Genomic DNA, 23,305 nt, shown 5'->3' on the forward strand with positions numbered 1-23,305 from the left:
CCCCTTGCCTACTCCAGAACAGGAGGCACCCGGTGCCTGGTGGCCTGTTCATAGCCATAAGCGATCTTGATCAGCGTCGGCTCGCTGAAAGCCCGGCCGATAAAAGTAATCCCCTGAGGCCCTTTGGTGGTATAACCGCCGGGTGCAATGACTCCGCGCTCTGCGAATCCGCCCGGCACCGTAATGACCGGGAAACCGGCCCGTGCCGCCAGGTCATCTCCCCCTTCACTCCCCAGAAACAAGACGGCATCCAGCTTATGCTCATCGAAAGCCCCGTTCAGCCCCTGCCTTGCCTGACTGACGCTGCGCTTCAGGCTGTCGGTATACTCCTTTTCGGTCAGCGTGCCGCTGGTAGCCTCCGAATGGATCAGAACGTCCTGCCCGTAGCGCAGGCAGGTATCCGCATGCTCCTCATTGAACCGGATCACCTCTTCGAGAGAATGCACCGGCACGTCTTCCGACAAGCGGGACAAGTAGTCATTGACCCCTTTTTTAAATTCGTAGGTCAGCACATGCCCATCCCACTCCGCCTGCTCGCAGGATAATTCAACCGGGTCGATGATCTCCGCTCCCTTCTCCTTCAGCACCTTGATCGCGGCTTCGATGATATTCAGCCGGTCCTCATCCAGATCCTGATAATAAAACCTCGGAATCCCGATTCTCGCCTGCGGGAGAAATTCGGCATCCAGAAACGGCGTATAGTCCGTATAAAATTGACCGCTGCTGCCTTGCGTCACCTCGTCTTCCGGGTCTACGCCGGTCAAAGCGCCAAGCAGCACCGCCGCGTCGGCCACCGTTCGGGCCATGGGGCCTGCCGTATCCTGCGTATGCGATATCGGGATAATGCCGGCTCGGCTTACCAGGCCGATCGTCGGTTTGATCCCGACGATATTGTTCTGGCTGGCCGGGCTGATGATCGACCCGGAGGTCTCCGTGCCGATGGCGGCCGCGGCCAGATTCGCCGCCACCGCGCTGGCCGAGCCGGAGCTCGAGCCGCCGACGAACAGTTCGCCGGGCCCGTAAGGGTTCAGGCATAACCCAGCCCGGCTGCTGTAACCTGACCACATCGTGCTGGACATAAAGTTGGCCCACTCGGTCATATTGGCTTTTCCAAGCAATACCGCCCCGGCGGCCCGCAATTTTTCCGCCACGAAGGAGTCCTTCACGGCTATCGAATCCGCCAGCGCCAGCGCCCCTGCGCTGGTATGCATCGCATCCTGCGTAGCAATGTTGTCCTTCAGCAAAATCGGGATGCCGTGCAGCGGCCCGCGGGTGCCGATTTCGTACCGCTCTTCGTCGAGCGCCCGCGCGATATCCAGCGCCTCGGGGTTCACTTCGATGACCGATTTCAGTTTTCCGTCAAACTGCCGGATTCGTTCCAAATACAGCTGGACCAGCTCTTCCGAAGTGATGGTGCCGGTATTCATCGCTTCCTGCATGCCGGCGATATCGGCCTCCACGATCCACTCAGCCGGGTTTATTGGACTGCTGCTCATTATAATCGCCCCCTGGGTAAGCTGCCTTCGTCAGCATGTATCTGCTTACCATTTTTCGTAACACTTGATCTGTATAACCGCTTTTTCCTTTTGTATTCTATAGGCCGCTAGTATTTTGCAGCACGATGCGCCAGCCGTCCGGGTCACAGATGGTGATGCCGTTAACGTCCCAGTACGGGTTCTCGGCTTTGACAGCCGGGTAACCCATCGCCTGAAGACGCTGCGCGATGGCATTTCGCTTGTCGGTATCCGGTATGTAGAACACCAGCAGATTGTCCTCTGAAGGCGGCGGCACGGGAACCCCGTGTTCATGCTGCGTAAATTCAAGATGGTAGGCGGAATCCGGCAAGCCGAACATCACACCGTCATAGCCTTGATGCTGCTGAAATGAGCCGATGACCGGCGGTCCGAGCCCTTCATGGTAGAACTGTTTGATTTTCTCGATTTGGTGCGTCGGGCGCGCCACCCGGAACTGAACGGCCGGCATCTGCTCCGACCAGACAGGGTTGTTGTCCATGATTGACCTCCTATATAGTAAAGTCATACCAACTCATTTCATTTTCAGGAAAGAAGGTACACTCAATGATTATTTACCAGGACCATTTGCAGGGAATCACGGAGTCGTCGGTTGCCCCAGGCTTTTTCGACGGCTGGCCCAACCCGCCCACCCCCGCTGTGCTGATCCGGCTGCTTGCGAACTCTACCTTTATCATACTGGCTATCGATTCTGATACCAAGCGAATGATTGGCTTTATTAATTGTTTATCAGACAAAGTATTAACGGCCTATATTCCTTTGCTTGAAGTGATTCCGGAATATCAAGGCCGGGGGATCGGCAAGGAGCTGACGGCACGGATGCTGGAGAGGCTGAAGGGGCTGTATATGGTGGATCTGCTGTGCGATCCGGATGTGCAGGAGTTTTACGCCCGTTTGGGTATGAAAAAAGCGACCGGCATGCTGATGAGGAACTACGAGCATCAATCAGGGGCCGAGCAATAGGATAGGCGGTCTCCGGGTCTTCCGAACTCGAGGAGGGTGTTCCCCATGGACGACATCATCCTGATGCAGGCGCGTTTACACGCCCTCATCGTTCCCCTCCCGATTCGCCGGCAGGCTGCTTCAGCGCTTCCTCCAGCACCAGTCCCAATAAGGCATGATCAATGACATAACGAAACTCTTCAGGCTCCACCCAAATTCGGGCCAGGCACTCGTTTTCCCGGTTAAACGGCAGGCATTCCTCAATGTCCATCCGGTAAAACAGCTGGTAGCCGACCAGCGGATATTTGCCGTTCGGGTCAAAATGCTCATTCTCCTCGTGGCTCACTTCCATCATCCCGATGTACACGGCACGGCCGCGGACGCTGCCTTCCTCCAGCACCTCGCGGTGAAACGCCTCCTCCGGCGTCTCGCCCGGCTCGACATGCCCCCCAGGGATATCAAAACCGCGCCCGTCCACATGAACGGCCAGCACGTTACCCCGTAGCATACAGATGCCGTGAACGCTGGTCACTTTGGCCGGATCCGGCATGTCCTTCGTTGGGATCCAGGTCAGCTTGACCGGCTGGCCGCCCCATTCTACGCGTATCGTTTGACTCACAGATATAATCCTCCTTCATTGCAGTGCACGATGTTTGCCGTCAGCCTACGCTCATTTTCTCAATACAAAATGATGAGGGCAGCGGACATTTGATTCTCTTTCCACACCGCCCAAAGTACCTTTATATGGGAATGAATACTTGGGAGGTGACTACTATTCCTCGTAAACCACTATTCATATTATTTCTCCGCCGCCGCGCTCTGATCCTGCCCTCCGCACTCCTGGCCATTGTTCTGCTGCTCACGACACTGCCGGGATGCGGCAGCCGAGAACCAGGGAACACTGGTGCACACGAGACGGTGCGAACCGGCATCTCGCATTCCTGGGCTTTTCCGTTTATCCGCTGGGATAGCCGTCTGTATCGGCTGACCGAGCTGCACTCCGTCGAACTCGGCACCCGCCTCGGTACCGTAGAAACCTACGCCGATGTCGAAGGCCACGAATACCACGGAACCTATTCCAATGCATACGAAGTGGGAACCGGCATATTTTCCATCCAGGGAACGGCTCCTGATCAGGCTATTGCCGTCCAAACCATGGATGGGATCGATGTGCTGATCGAGTCTACGCTGAAGGATCCCCCCGATTCGCTGAAGCCGGCTGAAACGGCCGATCCAAGCGAGCCGGACTCATCCCGCTAGTCTACCGGATTGATAATGGCCAGCACCTGATGATCCTCCCACTTGCCGTTGATCAGCACATTGCTGCGGGCGATGCCTTCACGGTGAAAGCCTGCCTTTTCGAGCACGCGGATGGATCCCAGGTTGCGTGGCATGACGCTGTTTCCCTTTAAAAACATGACATGTCCTCCCTTCATCCCTATGTAATAACGTCCATCGGTGTACATTCAGCTTTCCTTTGGAAAGTTCTTAGAACGCTTCGCCTCTTCGGAATCATTCTACTCCCGCTTATACCTTTATATCTAAAAAAACCGACAGCCCGCTCTTGCAGGCCATCGGTTCTTTCGGGAAATGATCTCTATCGACAAGTGCATTGGCTTTATTTCCCGGCAATCCGCCGGTACGTCGCCTCATCGGCAACCACATACAGCCTTGCATCAGCCGGGATTGGCTCGCTTAACCGCCGGTTGATCGACATGTCGTTCCGGTCGGCCAGCAGGGTGGCGCCCTGCGCTAGCAGCGCCTGAAACGCTTCGCCGTAGGTTTTCCAGGCCGGATTGCACGGAACTTCGTAGATATCGTCCCCGTGCTCGCGGCTGATCAGCTGGCTGATCACCGCCGAATTTCCCTCCTGCAGCGCAGCCCGCACCGCCAGGCTGGAGATCGCATCGTGGGACAGCACGAATTCGTTGACCTGGACAAACCGGAAGTTCTGAATGTGCTTCTCGTGCATGATTTCCACCGTCGTGTGCACTTCGGGCGCGATTCGTTCGATACTGGAGGCGATCAGCAGCGACTTGCCATCGGTCAGCGATGTTTCCTCGATCCGGGTGTCGGCGAAAATAATAGCCGCCCGCGCCCGCTCAATCCCAGCCTTGATCAGCGTCTCCGCGGACGAAGGATCCCCGCTGACAAAATGCACCTGGTGCATCTGCAGCGCCGGATGGCGGTCCGTCTCATCGACGATGACGATCTGCGCCTTCGGGTCGTACGTGAGAATTTCGTCGATGGCGGACCTCGCCTTTCGGCTCCAATTGATTAAAATGACATGATTGCCTCCGTGAAAATTCAACGTTCCCGCCTCCCTTTGGCGCTGAATGCCCGCGATGGAATCGATGATTTTACCGATGACCAAGCTGAGCAGCCCGATACCGAAGATGTATAAAAACAGCGTAAATATTTTACCGGCCACCGTAGCAGCAAAGAAGTCGCCGTACCCGACCGTGGCCATCGTCGTCATAACCCAGTACAGGGCATTAAACCAGCTATGAAAGGTAGACGGCTCGAGCAGATAGGCGATCGTTGCGCTCAACGTTACAAAAATAACAATAATCAGGCCAATCGTCGTTTTGCGCATCCGCATCATCCGGGCGGATAGCCGGAGGAAAAAATGCAGCGGTCTCACCCTCTCTTCAGCATCGCAGCTTGATCTACAGCTTTATACAATCAGGCTGCTGATGGCAAAAGCCATGCCGACGAACACCATGGACAAGAGGACGGCAACGGCCGTATTTCCCTTTTGCAGCTGCTCGGAAATTTTAAAGCCAGGGGTCACCAGCTCGAAAATCCAGTATACGGCGATCAGGCACACGTACCCGACGGCAAACCACATGGCCAAAAACCAAATGGACGTGTTCGTATAAGCCGCCACGCCGAGAATGATGGCCGTCCCCAAAAATTTGCCCCCAAGCGCGATGCCGACGGCCGTATTGCCTTTCTTCAGCTCTTCCATGTCCTTGAACGGCGTCATCCAGCTGAAGATCACCATCCCGAGCAGCTGCAGGATGATGATGACGATGACACTGACAACAATATTAACGACGACCATTAACTGGCCCACCCCCTGAATTTTGCGTATGCCGAATCGTAATCGGCGAAATCATGAACTTCCTCGAGTTTGACGGAAACTTTCTTCTTCTTCTCCAGTTCCTTGTAGCGCGCATCGTCGATCGGCTGCTTGATCCGGTTGCCGGAAGGCAGCTCCACGACCGCAAAGTCCCGCGTCTGATCCTTGTATTTTGTTTGGTATACGCCGACCAGGTCGACTTCGGTCGTCACGTTAACTTTTAGATTGGCCAAGTCTTTCTTGGCCTCCTCCTGCGTCTTGAACGTCTTGATCGTGTCCCAGGAGGACAGGCGGACGTCGGTCTTCTGGTTGGCACCGGTCGTCATCTCGGCGTCCATGTACTGCAAAGACCAAATTTTGTCCCCCGTAGCATAGTTACCGTCGTTAGGCATCAGCTCGTTGTCCGGAAGGACCGTCATGTCGCTGCCGATGAGATCGCCGACCGTTCCTTCGACAATCCGGTAATCCCAAGGAACCCGGGATACGTTCGTATCCTCCGACGTCGACACACTTGTATCGAATACGGAGGGTTCATTCGAGGAGCATGCGCTCAGCAGGAGCGCCGCCAGCAGGAACAGTCCCAGACCCGTCCGGAAGAACTTGTGGTAGGTCTTCATTTATTTCACTCCCATCGCGATAAAATGGCTCGTATTCCCCGTAATCAATCCGCCCGCTCTTCCGAGCAGCCCGCACGGCTGTCCGTTGATCACGAACATACCGGTCAGCAGGTGCCGCGGCCCTGCGGCGGTCTCAATCCGCGGGAGCTCCGCCCGCAGCTGATAGACGGACGGGAACAGGACGCTCGTGTCGAATCCGGCCTCGTCCTGGATATCCATCTCTCCTTGTTCATTGAACATCCGCACCGATCCGCCCTCGCGGCCGAACATCGATTTGGACACATAGCTTCCCGAGAACACGGGCTTATTGTAGGTTGGCAAAATATATTTCTCTACCGTCTCCTGCTCCCACTCGTCAAACAGGAGACCCAGTTCATACAGGCCCCAGGCTGCCGCCAGCAGTCCTTTGGACTGCAGCAGGATGCTGTGTGGTCCGTTAAAAAGCGCAAGCTTGCCGGTCTCGATCGCATAGGCGAGCGCGTCCCCGCCGTCGTCGACGGCCATCCACTCCTTCGGGTACAGCGCGAACATCCGCTTGATTTCCCGGCCCGTCGCGTCCTTGACGATCCCCTCGTCGATCCACAGATCGAGGCAGTCGACGCAGGTCACGGGAAGGCCGCTGTGCTTCACCAGCGCCTCGATCGTTCCCGAGTCCTCGAGGTGGCTGCCGTAGGCGACGCAGGCGGCGGTATCCGGGCGCTCCACGGCCCAGGCAGCTTTCACGAGCTCCTTCATCCGCCCGTTCGGCGTCGGAATTCCCGCTTCGCCGCACAGCCAGGGGGTCGCGATCGACGCTTCCACATAGCCGGTCGGCGTATCGGCGTTCAGCTCATACAGCTTGATGCTTCCGTCATGGTCGACCGCGTAATCGAACCGGGCATAGCGGCTGATCAGACCTTTATCGGGAATCGGACAGTCGTCCAGCATATCCCACAAAATCTGCGGTATGCCGATCAGCTCATACAGGTCGCGGCGCTTGTGCACATAGCGGACCGTCTTGTCGAGCACGCCCCACAGCCTCGAGGAGGCCTCCTCGAGTTCGCGGTACGTCTCCCCGTTCATGACGACGATCTGGTCCAGCCAGTACTCCTCGTCCTCCAGATCGGCCCAGGCAAAGCCCAGCTGCCGCAGCTGCTCCACCCGCTCCGTGCGTTCCCCGGTTCCCGGGGCAAGCACCTCAAATACGCTGCTCATCCGCCAAACCCGCCGCTTCTGGAGCTGGAGTGGGAGCTCGAAGAGGAGCTGAATCCGCTTGACTTGCCGCCGATGCTGCCGGACGAAGACGACGTTCCTCTTCGGGTGATCGACCCGGTCGAAGTCGACGTTTTCGGGCGCACCGTCGAGCCGACGACCGGCTTGTTCTGGAACGTGCCGCTGGTATAGGTCCGCGGCTTATACGTCTGGCTGGTGCCGGTGTAGTACGTCGGCCGGCCGTTGTAATAGTTGGTGGTAGAATAGCTGGATCCGCTGTTGAACAGCATGTGGTACAGCAGCAGGTCATCCCAGCCGAATCCGGAATGAGCCGAGCCGTAATTGTTAATGACGGTCGTTCCGCCGCCCGACGATCCGGAACCTGTCGACGCCGATTGCCCCTCCTTGTCTTCCTCCGGCTGCTCCTTAAGCGGAATGTTCCAGTCCGCGTTTTTATCAAAATACTGTTTAACTTCCTCTGTCGACCAGGAGACCAGGATCGGTTCATCCGCCGAGGTCTGGTCACCTGATGTATTGGCCGACGCTCCGGCCGCTGTCGCTCCCGGGATCAGAAAGGCATTGGCCAGCAGCGCTACGCCCAGGGACGTGGACAATACCCGGGCTGCCTTCCCTTCAACCGGAAACCGTCTTGATCCGGATTCGTCGCTCCGCTTCGCCTTTTCTTCGTTTGCCATGATCGCATCTCCTTTCGCCGAGTTCCCTGTTACTCGTTTCGTATCTGCACCAGCAAAAGCTCAAGCTTGCCGGTATCGACATTCAGCCTTCCCTCAATCGTTTCGTATTCCTTGCCGTCGACGACGATATAGTTGACATGCTCCAGCGCAGCCACCATATTCATGCCCCATCTGCGCTCTTCCATCGTCCGCAGGCTGCCGTTTGACATCTTCTCGACCAAAATGACATCCATCTCATTTCCCATTTTCGTTACACCCCTTATTTCATTGCTTTGTACTTTACAGCATTTTTTTACGTCGGATCTTCCAGCCGGTTCCAAATGATTTTCACTTCCGACTATGAAAGGATGTACATATCCTCCCAAAACGCTCTCCATTCAAGCCTTGATGGCATTTTGTCAAATTTAAGTATAAATTGTCTGCTGCTGGAGGGAAACCAAAAGTTTGGGGTTTTTCCTGTTTTCCGAATCTTACCTGCCGACGCGATTGGAGAAATCGCAGTACGGTGATATGATTCAACGCCTCGAACACAACACTCGCAGTGAAAAGGGACGTCCTTAACGAGTCTTGTGGCCTACGATAAAAGGCTGCCCCGGATTAAACGGAGCAGCCCCTTTGCCGCAGCGTTACTCTTATACGTATTGGGCCTGTCCCCGCGGGTGCGGACGCGGTCAAGCGCGGAATGGCACGCTTCAACCCGGGTCACAGCTTCCCTGAGCTCAGCCTCCCTTTTGCTTCGTCTTGTTGATCATCGCCCGGCTCTTCTCCAGGTAGTCCACCGACTGGTCATAGCTGCGGCTGGCGACACCCAGGTACAGCATGTCGATGATGTTCAGCTGGGTGATCCGGGAGGCGGTCGCCCCGCTGCGGATATCGTTTTCGGTCGATGATGTGTACAGCTGGATATCGGCAATCCCGCTCAGTGGCGAATTTCCGTATTTCGTAATGCAGATCGTCACCGCCCCCGCCTCCTTGGCGGCTTTCATACCGGAGATGACATAGTCCGTTTTGCCGGAATACGAAATGCCGACGGCGGCATCCCGCTCCGTGAGCAGCACCGAAGAGGTCAGCTGCAGATGCGGGTCGGCAAACGAAAAGCTTGGCTTGTTGATCCGCAGAAACTTGTGCTGCGCATCCTGGGCAATGAGGTTCGAGGCGCCGATCCCGAAGAAAAAAATCCGCTCCGCCCGGCCGAGCGCCTCGATCGCCCGTTCAACCATGTGCTTGTCCAGCACCTTAACCGTGTTACGGATCGACTGAATATTGTTATTCGTCACATTATGAATAATGGCATCCACCGAGTCATGCGGGCGGATCTCCTGATACCCTCCGGGCTCCTCCTGGCCTTCCTGCAGATCGCCCGCCACCTTAAGCATCAGCTCCTGGTAGCTCTTAAATCCGGCCGATTTGCACAGTCTGACGACGGCGGCCTGGCTCCCCCCGCTCCGGCGGGACAACTCGGCGATCGAAAGCCCGATCATCTCGCCCGGGTGCTGCAGAATAAAATCGGCTACCTTGCGCTCCGATGGTGTAATGTCATCCAGAATTTCCCGCAGTCGGACTATTCCTCCGTTCATGTCATTCCTCACTTTCGCTGGCTCGAAAATATGGATCCGTTATGATCCGCTGACCTTCACATAACTGGAAAATGTTCACAGACCTTATCCCTCTATTTTAAAGGAATCATACTCCCGAGATAAAGTGATTTTTTAAAGATATCCGCACGCATCCGAGGTTCCTCCATCTCCGAGATCCGGCCTGGTTGTCGCCCGATGAGTCTGATGGTAGAATACACCTGATTTTACCAGTATGGTTTGGAACGAGCTGAGCCAAGAGGAAGGTGAGATGAGCTGAGAAAGTTTGAATTATTTACGGGCCACCGGAGCGTTAAAAATATCCGACTGTACGAAAGCATCGGATATCGCATGGTTCGTACCGCCGTCATTAATTGACAGTTGAGATTAGTTTATATGGAGAAAGAGTTGGAGAATTGGTAATTCCGGCCGGTTAAGCTGGACCCTATAAGCCGTTGGGAGTTTTGAATCGTGTGACATCATTAAAAAAGGAGCCGTTTGCCATAGCGCAGACTGCTCCTTTTTTTGATTTCAGAAAGGATACGTGGCGATTTGAAGGGTATCCGCTTATCGATGGTCAAACAGGATATCCGCAGTGAGTTGGATGTGCGCCTTAAAAATCTCGACGGCACGATCGCCGTCACGGCTTACTACGGCATCCGCTAATGCCTTATGTTCGGCGCGGCCATCACGAACGGACTGCTGCGGGGGTGAATAATGCCGATAAAATTCGCTTAAATCCCACAGGCGTCTGCAAATATCCAGAAGCACCGGATTGGGACATGCAGCGATAAGTTCGTAATGAAATTGACGGTGAATGTCGGACCACTCTTCGCGAACGACGAGCTTTGGAAGACCATCCTCGTACTCGGGTGTTTGCGATAGTTTATGGTGAACAGCGATGACGTTGGATTCCCATGTGAGATCGCCGTGAGCGATGGACAGGCGTAAGGCTGCGGATTCATTGATCGACCGCGCTTCTATAATGCTTTTCAGTTCTTCTTCCGACGCCGTCTTCACGGAAAATCCGTGATTCGGGTTCTGTATGACGAGGCCTTGGGTCGCTAAGCGGGTTAGCGCTTCCCGAACGACGGCAACCGAGACCTCGAAACCTTTGGCTAATTCCGAAACGGTTAATGGAGCGCCCGGTTCATATTGTCCGTCCAAAATATCATACCTCAGTTTTTTTGTGACATTTTCACTTAAAGTGGAAGAACCGTTTCTCTTGGCCATGAAGCTGACACCATCCTTTATGCATATCGGGATTGTACACGTTTAAATAATTTACACCGAAACCTACAAAAAAACAAGAAATAAATCGATAATTCACACATAAAACGATTTATATTTACAAAATCGATTCTTGCGTATATAATCGACTCATACAAAAAAGGAGGAGTTTACAATGAACAACAACCCATTTGCCAAATTGCCGGAAGTTGAAGCCTTTCGGTTAACGAGTAATGATATTGCGGAAGGCCTTCCCCTGCCTCCCCAGCAATACGCGTCTGGAGTGGAGGGCGGTAAAGATCTTTCGCCCCATTTGAAATGGTCCGGTGCGCCCGAAGGGACGAAGAGTTACGCCGTAACCGCATATGACCCGGATGCCCCGACCGGATCGGGCTTCTGGCACTGGGCCGTCATCAACATCCCTGCCAATGTCACCGAGCTGCCGACTGGCGCAGGCGACGAGCATGGTAGCGGTTTGCCGCAAGGCGCCCTGCAGCTGCCGAACGATGCCCGGCTTGAACGCTTTATCGGTGCGGCGCCTCCAGCGGGACATGGTCCGCATCGGTATTATTTTGTCGTTCATGCGCTGGATGTCGAGGATATCGGCGTTGATCGCAGCGCCACGCCGGCCGTCTTAGGATTCACCATGCTGGGGCATACGCTGGGGAGAGCCGTGCTCGTGGCTACAGGGGAAAGCAAGTAACCCAAACCGTTTGTCGATGGAATATGAAAAAAGAGTTCGTTTGCGTTGTTGCCGGTATAAAGCATCGAGGCAGGAACCGCATGACAAATGCATCAAGCGAAGCCGAGTTAAGTACGGAGGTGGCTGTGAGTTTGAACGATCCAATTCATCAAAGCATATGCCCCCTGTGCCATCAGCCAATTAAAGATTTGAAGCACACGATCATATGCGGCTGTGGGAGCAAAATTAAAAACACCATCAAATTCAAATAACCCAGTAAGCAAAAAAGGTACCCGTACACTAAACACTTTTTGAAGTGTCAGTGTACGGGTACCTTTTCAGTTCCCTAACCTTTTTTTCTATAGCAAACGGCGGCACGGTTTACCCCTGCGTTCGGTCTTCAACCTAACGCCGCTCAAAGCCAACCCTTCTCCTTATCTCGCTTCAATCTTTTTCTCTATACACCATTTGATCACGTACAAAAATGCTACGCAGAGCAGCCCTTCAAACACGATGGAGCCCCAGGTTTGCCAGGCAGACAGGAGACCCGGCAGCTCCCGGGCCAGCACGCCGGACTGAGAGCTCCACTCCAGATCTACGCTTCCGAACAACGCGGACGAATCCTGGCCGAACAGAAAGTCTTCAACATAAGACAGGACGATGGTCAGGACGATAAAAATCAGCAGTCCGATCCAAAACACGCCTTTGGTCACCAGGCTGCGCGCCAAGGCGATCGTCACATAAAAGGTCAAAAAGCCGTATACGAGCAGAAACAGATATTCGACAACGATCAGCACGATGGCCCAGACCGGTATCTGGCCGGCCCAGCTGAATCCGCCCCCTAAGTTGACCACCATATAAGCAGTGAACGCCGCGCCAATTACGGTCAGCACCAGTGAGTTCAGCAGTCCGTACAGCAGGGAAGCTCCCACGTAAGACAAAGCACCTACCGGTACGAGCCGGCGGCTGACCGTGGTGATATTGTAGTCGAACACACGGAGGCTGGAAATGAAGTAAATCACCGCGACTGCGCCGAAGAACAGAACCGAGAGGACGATTTTGACTTCATCCGTGGCCCTGGACCAGAGGAGGACGAACTCGCACAGGAGGAGAATCGCCATCCCGCCGAGCAGCAGCGTCGCGTTGCGCTTTAAATCGTATTTTAACAGCTTGATCATTCGCCAAACACCTCTTTAAACAGATCGTCAATGCCTTTACCACGGTTGATGCGGATGCTCTCGACTTCCTCGTGCAGGACGATGACGCCGTCTTGGATAAACATGACTTCATCAAAAATCCGCTCCATATCGCGCACCAAATGCGTGCTGACAATCAGGCTGCTGTCTTCGCTGTAGAAGCGGACGATCGCGTCCAGAATTTTACCCCGTGCCACCGGATCCACGCCGCCGATCGGCTCGTCAAGCAGATACAGGTTCACTTGGCGGGAGAGGGCCAGCGTCAGCTGCAGCCGTTCGCCCATGCCCTTGGAAAGGGAGCTGACCCGGTCGTTCTCCTTCAAATTCATAAAGTCGAGCATCTCGCGCGCCTTTTCCAAGTCGAAATCATCATAGAAATCCCGGTAAAAAGCAACCGCATCCTTCACCCGCATCCAGCTCTCCGTCAGCGGAAGGTCCGGCATATAAGAGATCAGGCTGCGCGTCTCCTTGCCCACCGGCTTGCCCAGCACGGAAATGCTTCCCGCGGTAGGCGGCGTCAGCCCGGCGGCGATCCGCATCAGCGTGCTCTTCCCGCTGCCGTTCGACCCGAGCAGGCCGACGATCCGTCCCGGTCCGATGCGCAGTGACACGCTGTTCAGCGCCAGCTTGCCTCCGTATTTCTTGGATACGCCGTCAACTTTGAGCAGTGTTTCCACCCTTAGCCCCCTCCTTTACGCCTTGCTTTCGGTCCTCCGCGACCGCCTCGCTTACGATGGAGACGATGTCTTGATTTTTGAACCCCAGCTCCTGCATGCCATGGATAAACTGGTGAAGCAATTCGCCCGCCATTTCCTTTTTAATCGCCATAATCTTCGATTCCTCGCTTGTCACATATCTTCCCAGCCCGCGCCGGGTCTCTACGACTTCCTCGCGTTCCAGCTCCTGAAACGTGCGCTGGATCGTGTTCGGGTTGATCTGCAGGTCGGCCGCCAGTTCCCTTACGGAAGGGATTTTATCGCCCGGCTGCAGGATGCCTGAGACAATTTGTCTCTTGATATGGTTCATGATTTGCAGATAGATCGGCAAATTGTTGTCGAATTCAATACTCACTTCAGGACAGACTCCTTTCGCCGTCAGCTTACGTTCCCGCGCATCAGGCTATATCACGTTTCTTAAACGTAACAAAGCTGGCGACAAGAAACAAGACGAGATATGCCGCCAGAACGGCGATGGAAAAGCCCAGGCTCATCCCCTGAATCGGTGCGTGTCCGCCCTGACTGTACACCGACAGGTCTGCGTTCGGGAACAGCACGTATTTATAGAAGCTTTTCGGAATAACGATTCCGCTGAACATCACCGAGGCCATACCTACGCCCATCGCGGCACCCGTCGACCGGGTCAGCACCCCCATCATAAAGGCCAATGTCATGAAAATAATGCTGTACACCAGCGTGCTGCCTCCGGCCACCAGCACATCCCGCCAGCCGGCTTCCCCTGCATCCGTGCCGAAGAAGAACGCACCCGCTGCGAAGCTCAGCACCGTCAGCCATACGGCCAGCGACAGTGTAAACAGGACGGCCGCCGTGTACTTGGATGCCAGAACTGCGGACCGGCTCTGCCCGCGGATCAGCAGGAACTTGATCGTCCCTTGGCCATGCTCCCCGGATACGATGCCGGCTGTGAAGATGATCGCCAGCATGGCCGTCATTTGGCCAAATCCGCTCATTCCCGCCATCAATACCGTATAATCCAGGGCGCTCGCCCCTGTCATCATCTCGCCACCCCAACGCTTGAGAATCCAGCCCAGGGCGATCGCGGCCACCGCAGCGATGGCGTAAGGAATGAAGAAGCTGCGCTTCTTGGCCATCTTGAGCCATTCGTTGACCACCAGCAAAGAAAAACTACGCAATTTGGTTTCCTCCCGTCCATTTCAGGAATTCGTCTTCTAGAGACTGCTTGAGCTCGGTAATGAGGTAAATCGGGATCCGGCCGGTGCCCAGCCGCTCCACTACTCCCGGAATGTCCTTGTACTGCAAGGAAAGTATCAGCTCGCTTTGTTCCGGGTTCACCGCCAGTACCTCCGCCAGATCCAGCCCTTCGAGCAGCCTCTTCGCCTCTTCGAGGCGGCCAACGCGGAACATGACGCGCATCGCTTCCTGCTGCCCCGGCTGCTCCGCTTCCCCGCTGCCTCCGCCAATGGAGCGGACCGTCACCAGCTTGCCGTCTTGAATGACGACGACCCGGCTGCACAGCTGCTCCATTTCAAGCAGGAGGTGACTCGACACCAGAATGGAGATGCCTTCTTCGCGGGCGATATTTTTGAGATAGTCGCGCATCTCCCGGATGCCCGCCGGATCCAGGCCGTTCGTCGGCTCATCCAGAATCAGGACCGACGGCTCATGCAGCAGCGCCTGGGCGATACCGAGCCGCTGGCGCATGCCGAGCGAGTAGGCTTTGACCTTCTTCTTCATGGCCTGCTCCAGCCCTACGAGCCGGACGACCTCGTCGATCCGCTCCCGGCTGATCCAGGGATTCATCCGCTGGTACTGCTTCAAATTATCGTATCCGGTCATATACGGGTAGAACTCCGGGTTCTCGATAATCGCCCCGATATGGCGGATCGCCTGCTTCCATTCGCGGCGGATGCTGCTCCCGCGGACCAGCACATCTCCTTCCGTCATCCCGATCAATCCGGCGATCATGCGGATGGTTGTCGTCTTGCCCGCACCGTTGGGCCCCAGCAGGCCTACCACTTCGCCTTTATGCACATCAAAAGAAAGCTGGCTGACGATCCACTTGCTTCCGATCCGTTTCGATACCCCTTGGAGTGAAAGAACCGGCGCATCGGCATCCGCCTGCATATTTGTTCGATGGTTCATGATCACAACTCCCTTGTATTAGTGTTATAGTTAGATAGTACACTAGAACATTAAGATTGTAAAGCCCAATCATTTGGTTTCGGAGTAAATTCTCTTTGTGTCACTCCGACCAAGCCGCGCAGTTTGTAGGAAAATTTGAGAAGAAAAAAAACGGCGACCACTCTCCGGTTGAATACCGGGAAGCGATCGCCGTGCAGTGTGATCCTCTTTTATACTTTTCAATCGGTGCAGGCCGTTTTCTCATGTAACAAGCTGGTTTTTATTATAAAAGGCCCAGCTACTAGTTACACTTCAAACATTACCGTCAAAGCGCTCTTGGGCGGCATCTCAAGCTGCAATGCCTCTTTTCCGTACAGCTGAACAGCAACACTCTCCGATGCTTCGCTGTCGTTAAACATAACGGCTGCGATCGATCCATCCGTATTTTTAAAGGCAACCGAGCGGATCAGATCATTGCTGGTCGAAGCAATACGACGCGCTCTCGGACGGATACCTTTGCTGAAATGCGCCAGCGCGTAGTAGTCCAGCGTATAGGTTAGTTCCTTCGTCTGTTGATTCACGGTCACAATACCGCGACAGGTGCTTGTACCAAAGCCGGGTACGGTAGGGCCATTTTTCTCATCCAGTGCCATATTCCACAAGACGTAAGACTTGCTGTGATTGCGGAGAATCTCGATACCTGTCCGCATGACATTCGAGAAGGCTTGCTCAAACGGCGGAATCCACTCCCCGCCTGACCCTTCCGTGAAATGAACCTCTTTATCAGGGAAAGCTTCGAATACGTCCGATTGGGCTGACGGCTTACCGCCGTACCAGTGCCAGGCGACACCATCCACTGCATCGCCGGCCTGCTCAAGCACCGTCAGCGGGTAGTCGGGTTTATCCCAATTATGATCATAGCAGAGAATTTTCGTATCGATATGATTCTTCACGAATTGCGGCTTCAGGTGATTCTTAATGAAATCACTTTGTGTCTCAGGCAGCATGATCATGCCGGGATAATGACCCGGTGAATACAATGCCTCATTTTGCGGTGTAATCGCATAGATAGGCAGACCTTTAGATGCATACTCCTGAATATAACGGACGAAATAATGGGCATAAACCGAATAGCACTCTTGCTTCAGCTCCCCGCCGATCATCGACCCGCTAGTCTTCATCCAGCCAGGCGGACTCCAAGGCGAACCCATCAGCTTGATATCCGGATTCAATCGCAGTGCTTCCTGCAGGAGTGGAATAATATCGTCCTCATCGTGTGCAATGGAGAACTGTTTCAGCTCCATATCGGACTGGCCTTCCGGCAGATCATTATAACTGTAGAAGTCACGTGCATAATCAGATGCGCCCATGGGCTGGCGCAGTACCGACAAACCAATCCCTTCCTTCGGATCGAACAATTGGGTCATAAGCTCCGAACGCTGATCGGCCCCCAGTACTTGATGAATCAGATAAGCCGCGGAATCCGTGAAGGACGCGCCAAAGCCATCCATCTCCTGATACGTCTGCTCCTCATCGATAACAACCGTATTCAGCGGTACAGTGGGAGATACAGGCGACAGCTCCTCCTTGGTTTTCTTAATGAATAATTCCTCTTCCCCATTCGACTGGTAGATTGTCATGTTCAGCATGTTGTTCCCTCCAGATTTCTATATATCGTTTCCTATCCGTGAACGCTTATTTCAGCCCAAGCTTTTCTTTGTTCGCTTTCATCTTCTCATTGCGAACCTCCACGATTTTGTCCCAATTGTTACTGTCCAGGAACTTTTTGTATTCATTCAAGAGGCTATCGAACGCAGCCTCATCCTTCGAACGAATCATACTTATGAGTGTTGAGTTCCATTTGGTATTGATTGCGGTCAAAGAACGCGCTTCCGGTGTGCCTTGGTCAGGGTTGATATTTTCCAGAATAAAGTGTGGTACCAGCTTTCCTTTACCCCATTCCTGCATTTGCTTGATGGCATCCGGGAATGCGTCACCACTGAGCGCTTTGTGGCGGTCATGGCCAAAGAACATGAATTCGCCCATGCGGTAATCCTTTTTAAAAGAATCCGGGTTGTTCAACTGAAGCTCCTTCACAGCAGGCAGGAACTCAACCTTTCCATCGGCGTTCACTTTATAGGTCTCGCCTTCAATACCATAGTTCATCAGCATTTGTCCTTCTTCGCTTAACAAGTAGGTGAAGAGCTGAATCGATTTAGCGGGATCCACGTTATTTTTCGTAATAAAGCTGATCATCCAGCCTGTGATCCCGGATTGGTTCAGTGTCGGTGAATGCCCGACCGTGCTTTGGGGTCCGTCAATCGCGATATACTCTTTGCCTTTATTATTACTGTAGAAGCTTTGCAGGTTGCCGCCCTGCTGCGGTGTTCCATCCAGCAAAATGGTTGCATATTTGCCGGCCTTGACCTTTTCTTCAAAAGCTGTTCCGTCATCGGCAAAGCTGTCATCGCTGATCGCCCCGGCTCTGTATACGGAATTAAGCGTCTTTACCCAAGTTAAATAGTCTTCATCGAGGTTACGGTTATAGAATCCACCATTCTTGTCTTCCAGCGGCACGCCGATGAAGTCCTGAAGCGTATCGCCAAGCGATCCTGTTCCTTCACCTATGGAGTTGAATCCCAGTGGAATCAGGTCAGGGAATTTATTCTTGATATCCTGGAGGACAGCCTGAAATTGTTCTGGTGTGCCCATGACAGGCTTACCCAAGGCTTCGTAAACATCCTTACGGATGATAAATGCCGTTTTCGCAGGAATATTGCCGCTGTCATAGTCCTTTTGTGTATTGGAATAGTTCGGATATCCGTAGGTTTTGCCGTCCTTGAGCTGGAACCAGTTGAGTGTGTCTTGTGCAGCAACTTTATTGAAGTAGGGATCATATTTCTCAGCCAGATCATTTAACGGCAGCGCCCAAGTAGCCGCTTTTTGTACCACCGGGGAGTTGGAGTCAAACGTTGTGATCAAATCCGGCATTTCCCCGCCGGCAAAAAACGTATTCAATTTGGTATCGTCACCCGTGATGAACTTGATATTGATATTCAGATCTTCCTTGATTTTCTTGGTGACCACGTCCTTGCCGAAATCCGTATTCCACCAATCCGCATTTACATACCAAGTCAGGTTGGTTACCTCTTCTTTTTTATCCAGCTTCCAGGCCGGAGTCTCGGCATCCGGTGTATAACGGTCTTCGATCGAAACCCAATTCTCCTTCTTTGAGCCGGACTTGCCGCCCGACCCGCTGCAGCCACTCACAACCAATACAACACTCATCAATACAGTAAACAGTGTGAGTCCTTTCTTTCCAAAAGCTTTGTTCGTAAACATCCTATACCCTCCCTTTTAATTAAAGCGCTTTCCTGATAGAGCCTGTGTTTTTACAGCCAGCTTCATTTCCACTCCCTTAGAGTTGCTTCTCTATTCTTTGACTGCTCCAAGCATCATTCCCGAGATAAAATATCTTTGCAATATCGGATACATCACAACAATCGGCAGTGTTGTTACGACGATTGTTGCTAGTTGGACCCCTTTCGTGGTGGTTTGAATCGCTACCGAACCGATATTTTGCATCGATTGCGTCTGAGACTGCACAATAATTTCATACAGCATCATCTGTAAGGGATATAGCGATTGGTCGGTGATATACAGTTTCGTGGTCATAAAATCATTCCACTGCCCTACCCCGTTAAACAGGGCGATTGTGGCCATGGCCGGCATAGAAAGAGGAATGAATATGCTCAGAAAAACTCTCCAGTCGCCACCGCCATCGATCTTTGCCGACTCTTCCAGCGAATCCGGCACATTGCGGAAGAAATTCATCAGGATGATGACATCATAGAAGCTTAAGAGAGCCGGAATAATATAAACCCAGAAGGTGTTCAGCAAGCCCAAGCTTTTAATCAATAAGTAGGTCGGAATCATACCGCCCGAGAAAAACATGGTGATGACACCCATCGCAACGTAGAACTTGCGGCCGCGGACGTATTTTTTGCTCAGGCCATAACCTACCATGGCACAGAAGAATACATGGGTGATAACCCCGATCACGGTTTTGGCAACCGAGATGAAAAAGGCCTGCCATATGCCTGTATCTCTGAATACAGCCTGATAATTTTCAAGCGATAATTCCTTAGGCCAGAAAATAAACCCGCCCTCGGCAAGGGCCCTGCCCGAACTGAAGGATGAAACGACAACGTTCCATAACGGAACGACAATAATAATCGTAAATACAACCAATAGAATGATGTTGATCGTATCAAAGATCTTGCTATCGAGATCCCCTTTAGCTGCTTTCAAATTCACCGTAATGCCTCCCCCTGCATGGCCTATAGAACGGATTGATTATCATTTAGTTTGCTGGTCACCTTATTAGCCGTAACGAGCAGAATGACCGATATGATGGATACACCCAAACCAACCGCGGTGGCATAAGAGAAATCCCCTTGCGTCATCCCCATCCGGTACACGTAGGAGTTAATGACTTCCGCCTTTTCCCGGTTCTGTGAATTCATGAGCACCAAGGTTTGATCCAAATTCGACCCCAATAAACCGCTTACAGTCAAGATCAGATTTAAGCTGATAATCATCTTCATGTTAGGCAGTGTGATGTTCCAGATTTGTCTGAGGCGACTCGCACCATCGATTTTTGCGGCTTCATAGTAGGTAGGATCAATCTTGGACATGACCGCCAAGTACAGAATCGTCCCCCATCCAGCTTCCTTCCAGATGTCCGATAAGGTCGCGATCCACCAATACTTGCTCGGGTCGAGCAAAATGTTTTGCGGCTGCGAGATCAGCCCTAAACCAAGCAGCACTTCGTTAAGTAAACCGGAGGTGGAGAACCAAGTAATGAGCATTCCGCCCAGCACGATCCATGACAAGAAGTGAGGCAGATACGAAATGGTCTGTACGAACTTTTTGAACCGGCCCATGCTAACCTCGTAAATCATAATGGCCAAAATGATCGGAATGACAAAGCCCACCGCCAGTTTCAAAAAGCTGATGCCCAGCGTGTTGACTACGGAATCCCAAAAATACTTGTCCGATATAATAATTTTGAAATTGTCCAGGCCAACCCACGGAGCGGAATCCAGCGTATCAATGACGGTGTAATTTTTAAAAGCAATGGATAAACCATAAATCGGTATGTAGCAAAAAATAAACATAAAGATAATACCGGGAAGAATCATCGATTGAAGCTCCCATTGCCGCCTGAAATCAATGAAAAACTCCTTGATTCTCTGCCCTCGCGGCTTCTTTCCGGTTGATTGAACCGGGCCTGTGCCGGTTGGCTGAACTAAAACTGTTTTGCCCACCTGGTAAGCCTCCTTTGATCACAAAATGACAGACTTAAATAAAAACGTTTTTATTTTTTGACAAAAAATATCCTCCTATTTTGTATCATTTTTAAAAAAAAGAATCGGAATAATCATCAGCCCTTTCACTTAAACCGGTTTATTCCGATTGATCTTCACATGACTGGTGCCGCGAACGACAAGCTCCCCAGGCAATTTCTGAGTCTTGCCTTGCTCTTTCTTCTGAATCATGCGAACCAGGTGATCCACGGCCAGAATGCCTTGTCTTGCAATCTGATTGCGTACGGTCGATAGAGGCGGTGTAAAATACTGTGCAATATCAATATCATCGAAGCCCACGACGCTTATATCTTGGGGAACCTCGTATCCCAGAGATTTCAGGGCCCGAATACAACCGATGGCACTCACGTCGTTACCGGCAAGAAAAGCATCCGGCACTTTGTCGGGGTGCAGGTGAAGAAAGGATTTCACAGCGTTATAGGAGCCTTCTTCCTCAAAATAACCCTGCAGGATATAGTCTCCATCGATGGGAAACTGACACTCGCGCAGTGCAGCCAGATATCCTTCTTTCCGCTGAACGCTGTCAAACATCGTATCCACGCCGGAAATATAGGCAATCTTCTTATGCCCCAGGCTGATCAAATATTTCGTCGCTTCATAACCGGCCTCATAGGAGTCGAAAATGATGCTGCCCATCGTCTCTTTCTGGATCTCGCGATCCAGGAACACGGCATTGATCTTGTCCTTCTCCATAGCGGCGATGTCTTTGTCGTCGATCCTCAGCTCTTCGAATATGATGACGCCATCCACCCGGCCGCCCATAATATTGCTCATGATAACCTGCTTATCCTTCGTAATAAACACATTCAATCCGTAACCCAGACGGTCGCATTCATGTGACATCGACTCAACCAGTGTGTAGAAGTAGGGCCCTGCCACGCTTGTTGTAAAGAAGCCAAGCATCTTGGTCTTCCCCGACTTCAGCAGCTTCCCGTTCAGGTTCGGTACATAATTTAATTGTTCTGCCACCTTCAGAACATGTGATTTGGTCTCCGGAGTCAATACATCCACGTCATTCAATGCATTCGAAACCGTAGAAATGGAGACTCCGGCCGCTTTAGCCACATCCTTGATCGTTACCTTACCCATATAACCATTCTTCCTTTGCTATAAAAACGTTTTTATGTACATAAAATACCATACAAGCGCTTTCAACACAATCCTTTTTTTAGCAAGCGGGAAAACAAACCAAAAGACCGCCCACTTTACGTGAACGGTCCACTGAGCCTGCCTTCCATACCAACGATGCAGTTCTACTGTTTAAGATATCGTTAAACATGCTTATTGTTTATTCTCATGATCGGCAAACCCCAGTTTCTCCAGCACCGCCATGCGCTCCAGCAGCTTCACACCGCTCAGCTGGGTGCTCAGGGATACCGGTTCTGCCGGCGCCTGCCTCCAGTCCGTTCCGAACAGGCATGCGGCGCTTCGCCCGGCGTCCCACAGCACGCCGGCATTTGCGGCGAGCATCGGGACGGCAAGCCGGGCCGCCTCCTCCGAGGCTAGGCTCAGCTCAGCCAGGTAGCGGACCAGGATGCCTTTGAACAGGCCGCCGTCCCCGCTTCCTTCGTCCGGGAACACGCCGTCATCCGCGGCAAGCTCTGCCTTGGCGGCCTCGGCCGTGCGCAGAGCATCCCTGAGGAAGCCCGGCTCCCCGCTCACCCGCCACAACTCCACGCCCGCTCCGATAAAGACACCCTGGCAGTAGGTAAACTTCCAGTCCTTATCAATCCTTCCGTCCCCGGTCCGGTTCATGCCGTCCCAGACGAAGCCGGTGGCGGGATCAACCAAAGAGCGCTGCTGCCAATCATAAATGTTGCGGGCCCACTCCAAATCCTCCGCGCTGCCAAAGCACCGGTACAGCCTTGCCGCGAGAATGGCGGCGGGCGCATTGGCCGGGGTGTTTTTATAAGCCAGCTGGGATTTATGCCACGCAATGCCGCCTCCCATATGGTCGTTCCATCCGCTCTGGATGTCCTCCCACAGGATGTGGACGGTTTCCTTGTACTTCTCCTCGCCGGTCGCCTCATACGCGCGCAGCCAGGCGAGCGCCATCCATTCCATATCGTCGTACAGCTCATTCGGGTACACGCCGCCGTTCCGGCGCCGGATGCCGTCATGGAGCTCCGCGAGCATTTCCCCATACACCGCCTCGCCGGTGCGCAGCAGTCCGTCCACCAGCACGTCGGCGGCATGCGCCATCCACCAGTAATGGAAAATCGTGTTGCACTCGCCGTTTGGGCACGGCGTTTCAATATTAAACATGGCGATATCCGGATTCCAATAATGCCGGCGCAGCGCTTCCTGCGCCGCATCCGCGCGTTCTGACCACAGCATGGCGACCTCTCTCCC

At 53.2% G+C, this 23,305-nt stretch carries 25 protein-coding genes and 1 pseudogene; 3 read left to right on the forward strand and 23 right to left on the reverse strand.

Annotated elements, in window-relative coordinates:
* Window positions 1-8: 8 nt before the first annotated feature.
* Window positions 9-1,496: an amidase family protein gene (locus tag GCU45_RS14345; protein ID WP_152399427.1), complete on the reverse strand. Its 1,488-nt coding sequence runs from the start codon at window positions 1,494-1,496 to the stop codon at window positions 9-11.
* Between the two features lie 97 nt (window positions 1,497-1,593).
* Window positions 1,594-2,013: a VOC family protein gene (locus tag GCU45_RS14350; RefSeq protein ID WP_152399428.1), complete on the reverse strand. Its 420-nt coding sequence runs from the start codon at window positions 2,011-2,013 to the stop codon at window positions 1,594-1,596.
* A gap of 65 nt (window positions 2,014-2,078) precedes the next feature.
* Between GCU45_RS14350 and GCU45_RS14355 the strand changes: the two genes are divergently transcribed.
* Entirely contained in the window at window positions 2,079-2,495 is a 417-nt protein-coding gene (locus GCU45_RS14355) for a GNAT family N-acetyltransferase (protein ID WP_152399429.1), read from the forward strand.
* Window positions 2,496-2,580: 85 nt separating this feature from the next.
* On the opposite strand, the gene GCU45_RS14360 is transcribed toward GCU45_RS14355, so the two are convergent.
* A complete protein-coding gene (locus GCU45_RS14360) occupies window positions 2,581-3,093 on the reverse strand; it encodes an NUDIX domain-containing protein (RefSeq protein WP_244364568.1) in 513 nt (170 codons plus the stop codon).
* Window positions 3,094-3,239: 146 nt separating this feature from the next.
* On the opposite strand from GCU45_RS14360, the gene GCU45_RS14365 reads away from it, so the two are divergent.
* A complete protein-coding gene (locus GCU45_RS14365; protein ID WP_152399430.1) occupies window positions 3,240-3,734 on the forward strand; it encodes a hypothetical protein in 495 nt (164 codons plus the stop codon).
* Here the strand turns inward: GCU45_RS14365 and GCU45_RS14370 are convergent.
* From GCU45_RS14370 to GCU45_RS14410, 9 genes and pseudogenes are all read right to left on the reverse strand, one after another.
* A pseudogene (locus GCU45_RS14370) lies at window positions 3,731-3,871 on the reverse strand (GNAT family N-acetyltransferase); the annotation flags it as partial. The gene GCU45_RS14365 and the pseudogene GCU45_RS14370 overlap by 4 nt on opposite strands.
* Before the next feature lie 221 nt (window positions 3,872-4,092).
* Window positions 4,093-5,070, reverse strand: a complete 978-nt coding sequence (locus tag GCU45_RS14375) for a potassium channel family protein (protein ID WP_341874560.1) — start codon at window positions 5,068-5,070, stop codon at window positions 4,093-4,095.
* A gap of 81 nt (window positions 5,071-5,151) precedes the next feature.
* Window positions 5,152-5,541 (reverse strand): DUF350 domain-containing protein, encoded by a 390-nt coding sequence (locus GCU45_RS14380; RefSeq protein ID WP_105445732.1) that lies wholly within the window; start codon window positions 5,539-5,541, stop codon window positions 5,152-5,154.
* A complete protein-coding gene (locus tag GCU45_RS14385; RefSeq protein WP_105445733.1) occupies window positions 5,541-6,176 on the reverse strand; it encodes a hypothetical protein in 636 nt (211 codons plus the stop codon). The genes GCU45_RS14380 and GCU45_RS14385 overlap by 1 nt, the downstream gene beginning before the upstream one ends.
* The gene (locus GCU45_RS14390) at window positions 6,177-7,370 is read right to left on the reverse strand and encodes a glutathionylspermidine synthase family protein (protein ID WP_152399431.1); all 1,194 of its coding nucleotides are present in this window, start codon (window positions 7,368-7,370) and stop codon (window positions 6,177-6,179) included.
* Window positions 7,367-8,062: a hypothetical protein gene (locus GCU45_RS14395; protein WP_152399432.1), complete on the reverse strand. Its 696-nt coding sequence runs from the start codon at window positions 8,060-8,062 to the stop codon at window positions 7,367-7,369. Before GCU45_RS14395 ends, GCU45_RS14390 begins: the two co-directional genes overlap by 4 nt.
* Window positions 8,063-8,091: 29 nt before the next feature.
* Window positions 8,092-8,307 (reverse strand): hypothetical protein, encoded by a 216-nt coding sequence (locus tag GCU45_RS14400; protein ID WP_105445736.1) that lies wholly within the window; start codon window positions 8,305-8,307, stop codon window positions 8,092-8,094.
* 474 nt (window positions 8,308-8,781) lie between these two features.
* Window positions 8,782-9,639 carry a MurR/RpiR family transcriptional regulator gene (locus GCU45_RS14405; RefSeq protein ID WP_152399433.1) on the reverse strand — a complete coding sequence of 286 codons (858 nt, stop codon included), beginning with the start codon at window positions 9,637-9,639 and terminating at the stop codon, window positions 8,782-8,784.
* 564 nt (window positions 9,640-10,203) lie between these two features.
* Window positions 10,204-10,869, reverse strand: coding sequence for a GntR family transcriptional regulator (locus GCU45_RS14410; RefSeq protein ID WP_152399434.1), 666 nt, complete (start codon window positions 10,867-10,869; stop codon window positions 10,204-10,206).
* Between the two features lie 172 nt (window positions 10,870-11,041).
* Here GCU45_RS14410 and GCU45_RS14415 point away from each other — a divergent pair, with 172 nt between their 5' ends.
* A complete protein-coding gene (locus GCU45_RS14415) occupies window positions 11,042-11,569 on the forward strand; it encodes a YbhB/YbcL family Raf kinase inhibitor-like protein (protein ID WP_145138581.1) in 528 nt (175 codons plus the stop codon).
* A gap of 413 nt (window positions 11,570-11,982) precedes the next feature.
* Here GCU45_RS14415 and GCU45_RS14420 read toward each other — a convergent pair whose 3' ends face one another.
* The 11 genes from GCU45_RS14420 to GCU45_RS14470 all read right to left on the reverse strand — a co-directional run bounded on the left by GCU45_RS14420 (window position 11,983) and on the right by GCU45_RS14470 (window position 23,290).
* Window positions 11,983-12,726 (reverse strand): hypothetical protein, encoded by a 744-nt coding sequence (locus GCU45_RS14420; RefSeq protein ID WP_116232860.1) that lies wholly within the window; start codon window positions 12,724-12,726, stop codon window positions 11,983-11,985.
* Entirely contained in the window at window positions 12,723-13,421 is a 699-nt protein-coding gene (locus GCU45_RS14425) for an ABC transporter ATP-binding protein (protein WP_152399435.1), read from the reverse strand. The genes GCU45_RS14420 and GCU45_RS14425 overlap by 4 nt, the downstream gene beginning before the upstream one ends.
* Window positions 13,399-13,815 carry a GntR family transcriptional regulator gene (locus GCU45_RS14430; protein WP_076172765.1) on the reverse strand — a complete coding sequence of 139 codons (417 nt, stop codon included), beginning with the start codon at window positions 13,813-13,815 and terminating at the stop codon, window positions 13,399-13,401. Before GCU45_RS14430 ends, GCU45_RS14425 begins: the two co-directional genes overlap by 23 nt.
* 43 nt (window positions 13,816-13,858) lie before the next feature.
* Window positions 13,859-14,614: an ABC transporter permease gene (locus GCU45_RS14435; protein ID WP_145949096.1), complete on the reverse strand. Its 756-nt coding sequence runs from the start codon at window positions 14,612-14,614 to the stop codon at window positions 13,859-13,861.
* Complete coding sequence (locus GCU45_RS14440; RefSeq protein ID WP_244364570.1) at window positions 14,607-15,584, reverse strand: ABC transporter ATP-binding protein; 978 nt, start codon at window positions 15,582-15,584, stop codon at window positions 14,607-14,609. The genes GCU45_RS14435 and GCU45_RS14440 overlap by 8 nt, the downstream gene beginning before the upstream one ends.
* A gap of 284 nt (window positions 15,585-15,868) precedes the next feature.
* Complete coding sequence (locus GCU45_RS14445) at window positions 15,869-17,212, reverse strand: glycoside hydrolase family 30 protein (protein WP_152399436.1); 1,344 nt, start codon at window positions 17,210-17,212, stop codon at window positions 15,869-15,871.
* 46 nt (window positions 17,213-17,258) lie between these two features.
* Window positions 17,259-18,905, reverse strand: a complete 1,647-nt coding sequence (locus GCU45_RS14450) for a type 2 periplasmic-binding domain-containing protein (protein ID WP_152399437.1) — start codon at window positions 18,903-18,905, stop codon at window positions 17,259-17,261.
* A 90-nt stretch (window positions 18,906-18,995) separates the two neighbouring features.
* Window positions 18,996-19,880: a carbohydrate ABC transporter permease gene (locus GCU45_RS14455; RefSeq protein WP_089549172.1), complete on the reverse strand. Its 885-nt coding sequence runs from the start codon at window positions 19,878-19,880 to the stop codon at window positions 18,996-18,998.
* A 23-nt stretch (window positions 19,881-19,903) separates the two neighbouring features.
* Window positions 19,904-20,893, reverse strand: a complete 990-nt coding sequence (locus tag GCU45_RS14460) for an ABC transporter permease (protein ID WP_208837127.1) — start codon at window positions 20,891-20,893, stop codon at window positions 19,904-19,906.
* A gap of 129 nt (window positions 20,894-21,022) precedes the next feature.
* Window positions 21,023-22,042: a LacI family DNA-binding transcriptional regulator gene (locus tag GCU45_RS14465; RefSeq protein ID WP_076172759.1), complete on the reverse strand. Its 1,020-nt coding sequence runs from the start codon at window positions 22,040-22,042 to the stop codon at window positions 21,023-21,025.
* Between the two features lie 192 nt (window positions 22,043-22,234).
* Entirely contained in the window at window positions 22,235-23,290 is a 1,056-nt protein-coding gene (locus tag GCU45_RS14470; protein WP_152399438.1) for a glycoside hydrolase family 76 protein, read from the reverse strand.
* Window positions 23,291-23,305: the final 15 nt, after the last annotated feature.

Origin of the sequence: Paenibacillus cellulositrophicus, assembly GCF_009363095.1 — a bacterium.
Taxonomy (GTDB): domain Bacteria; phylum Bacillota; class Bacilli; order Paenibacillales; family Paenibacillaceae; genus Paenibacillus_AQ; species Paenibacillus_AQ favisporus.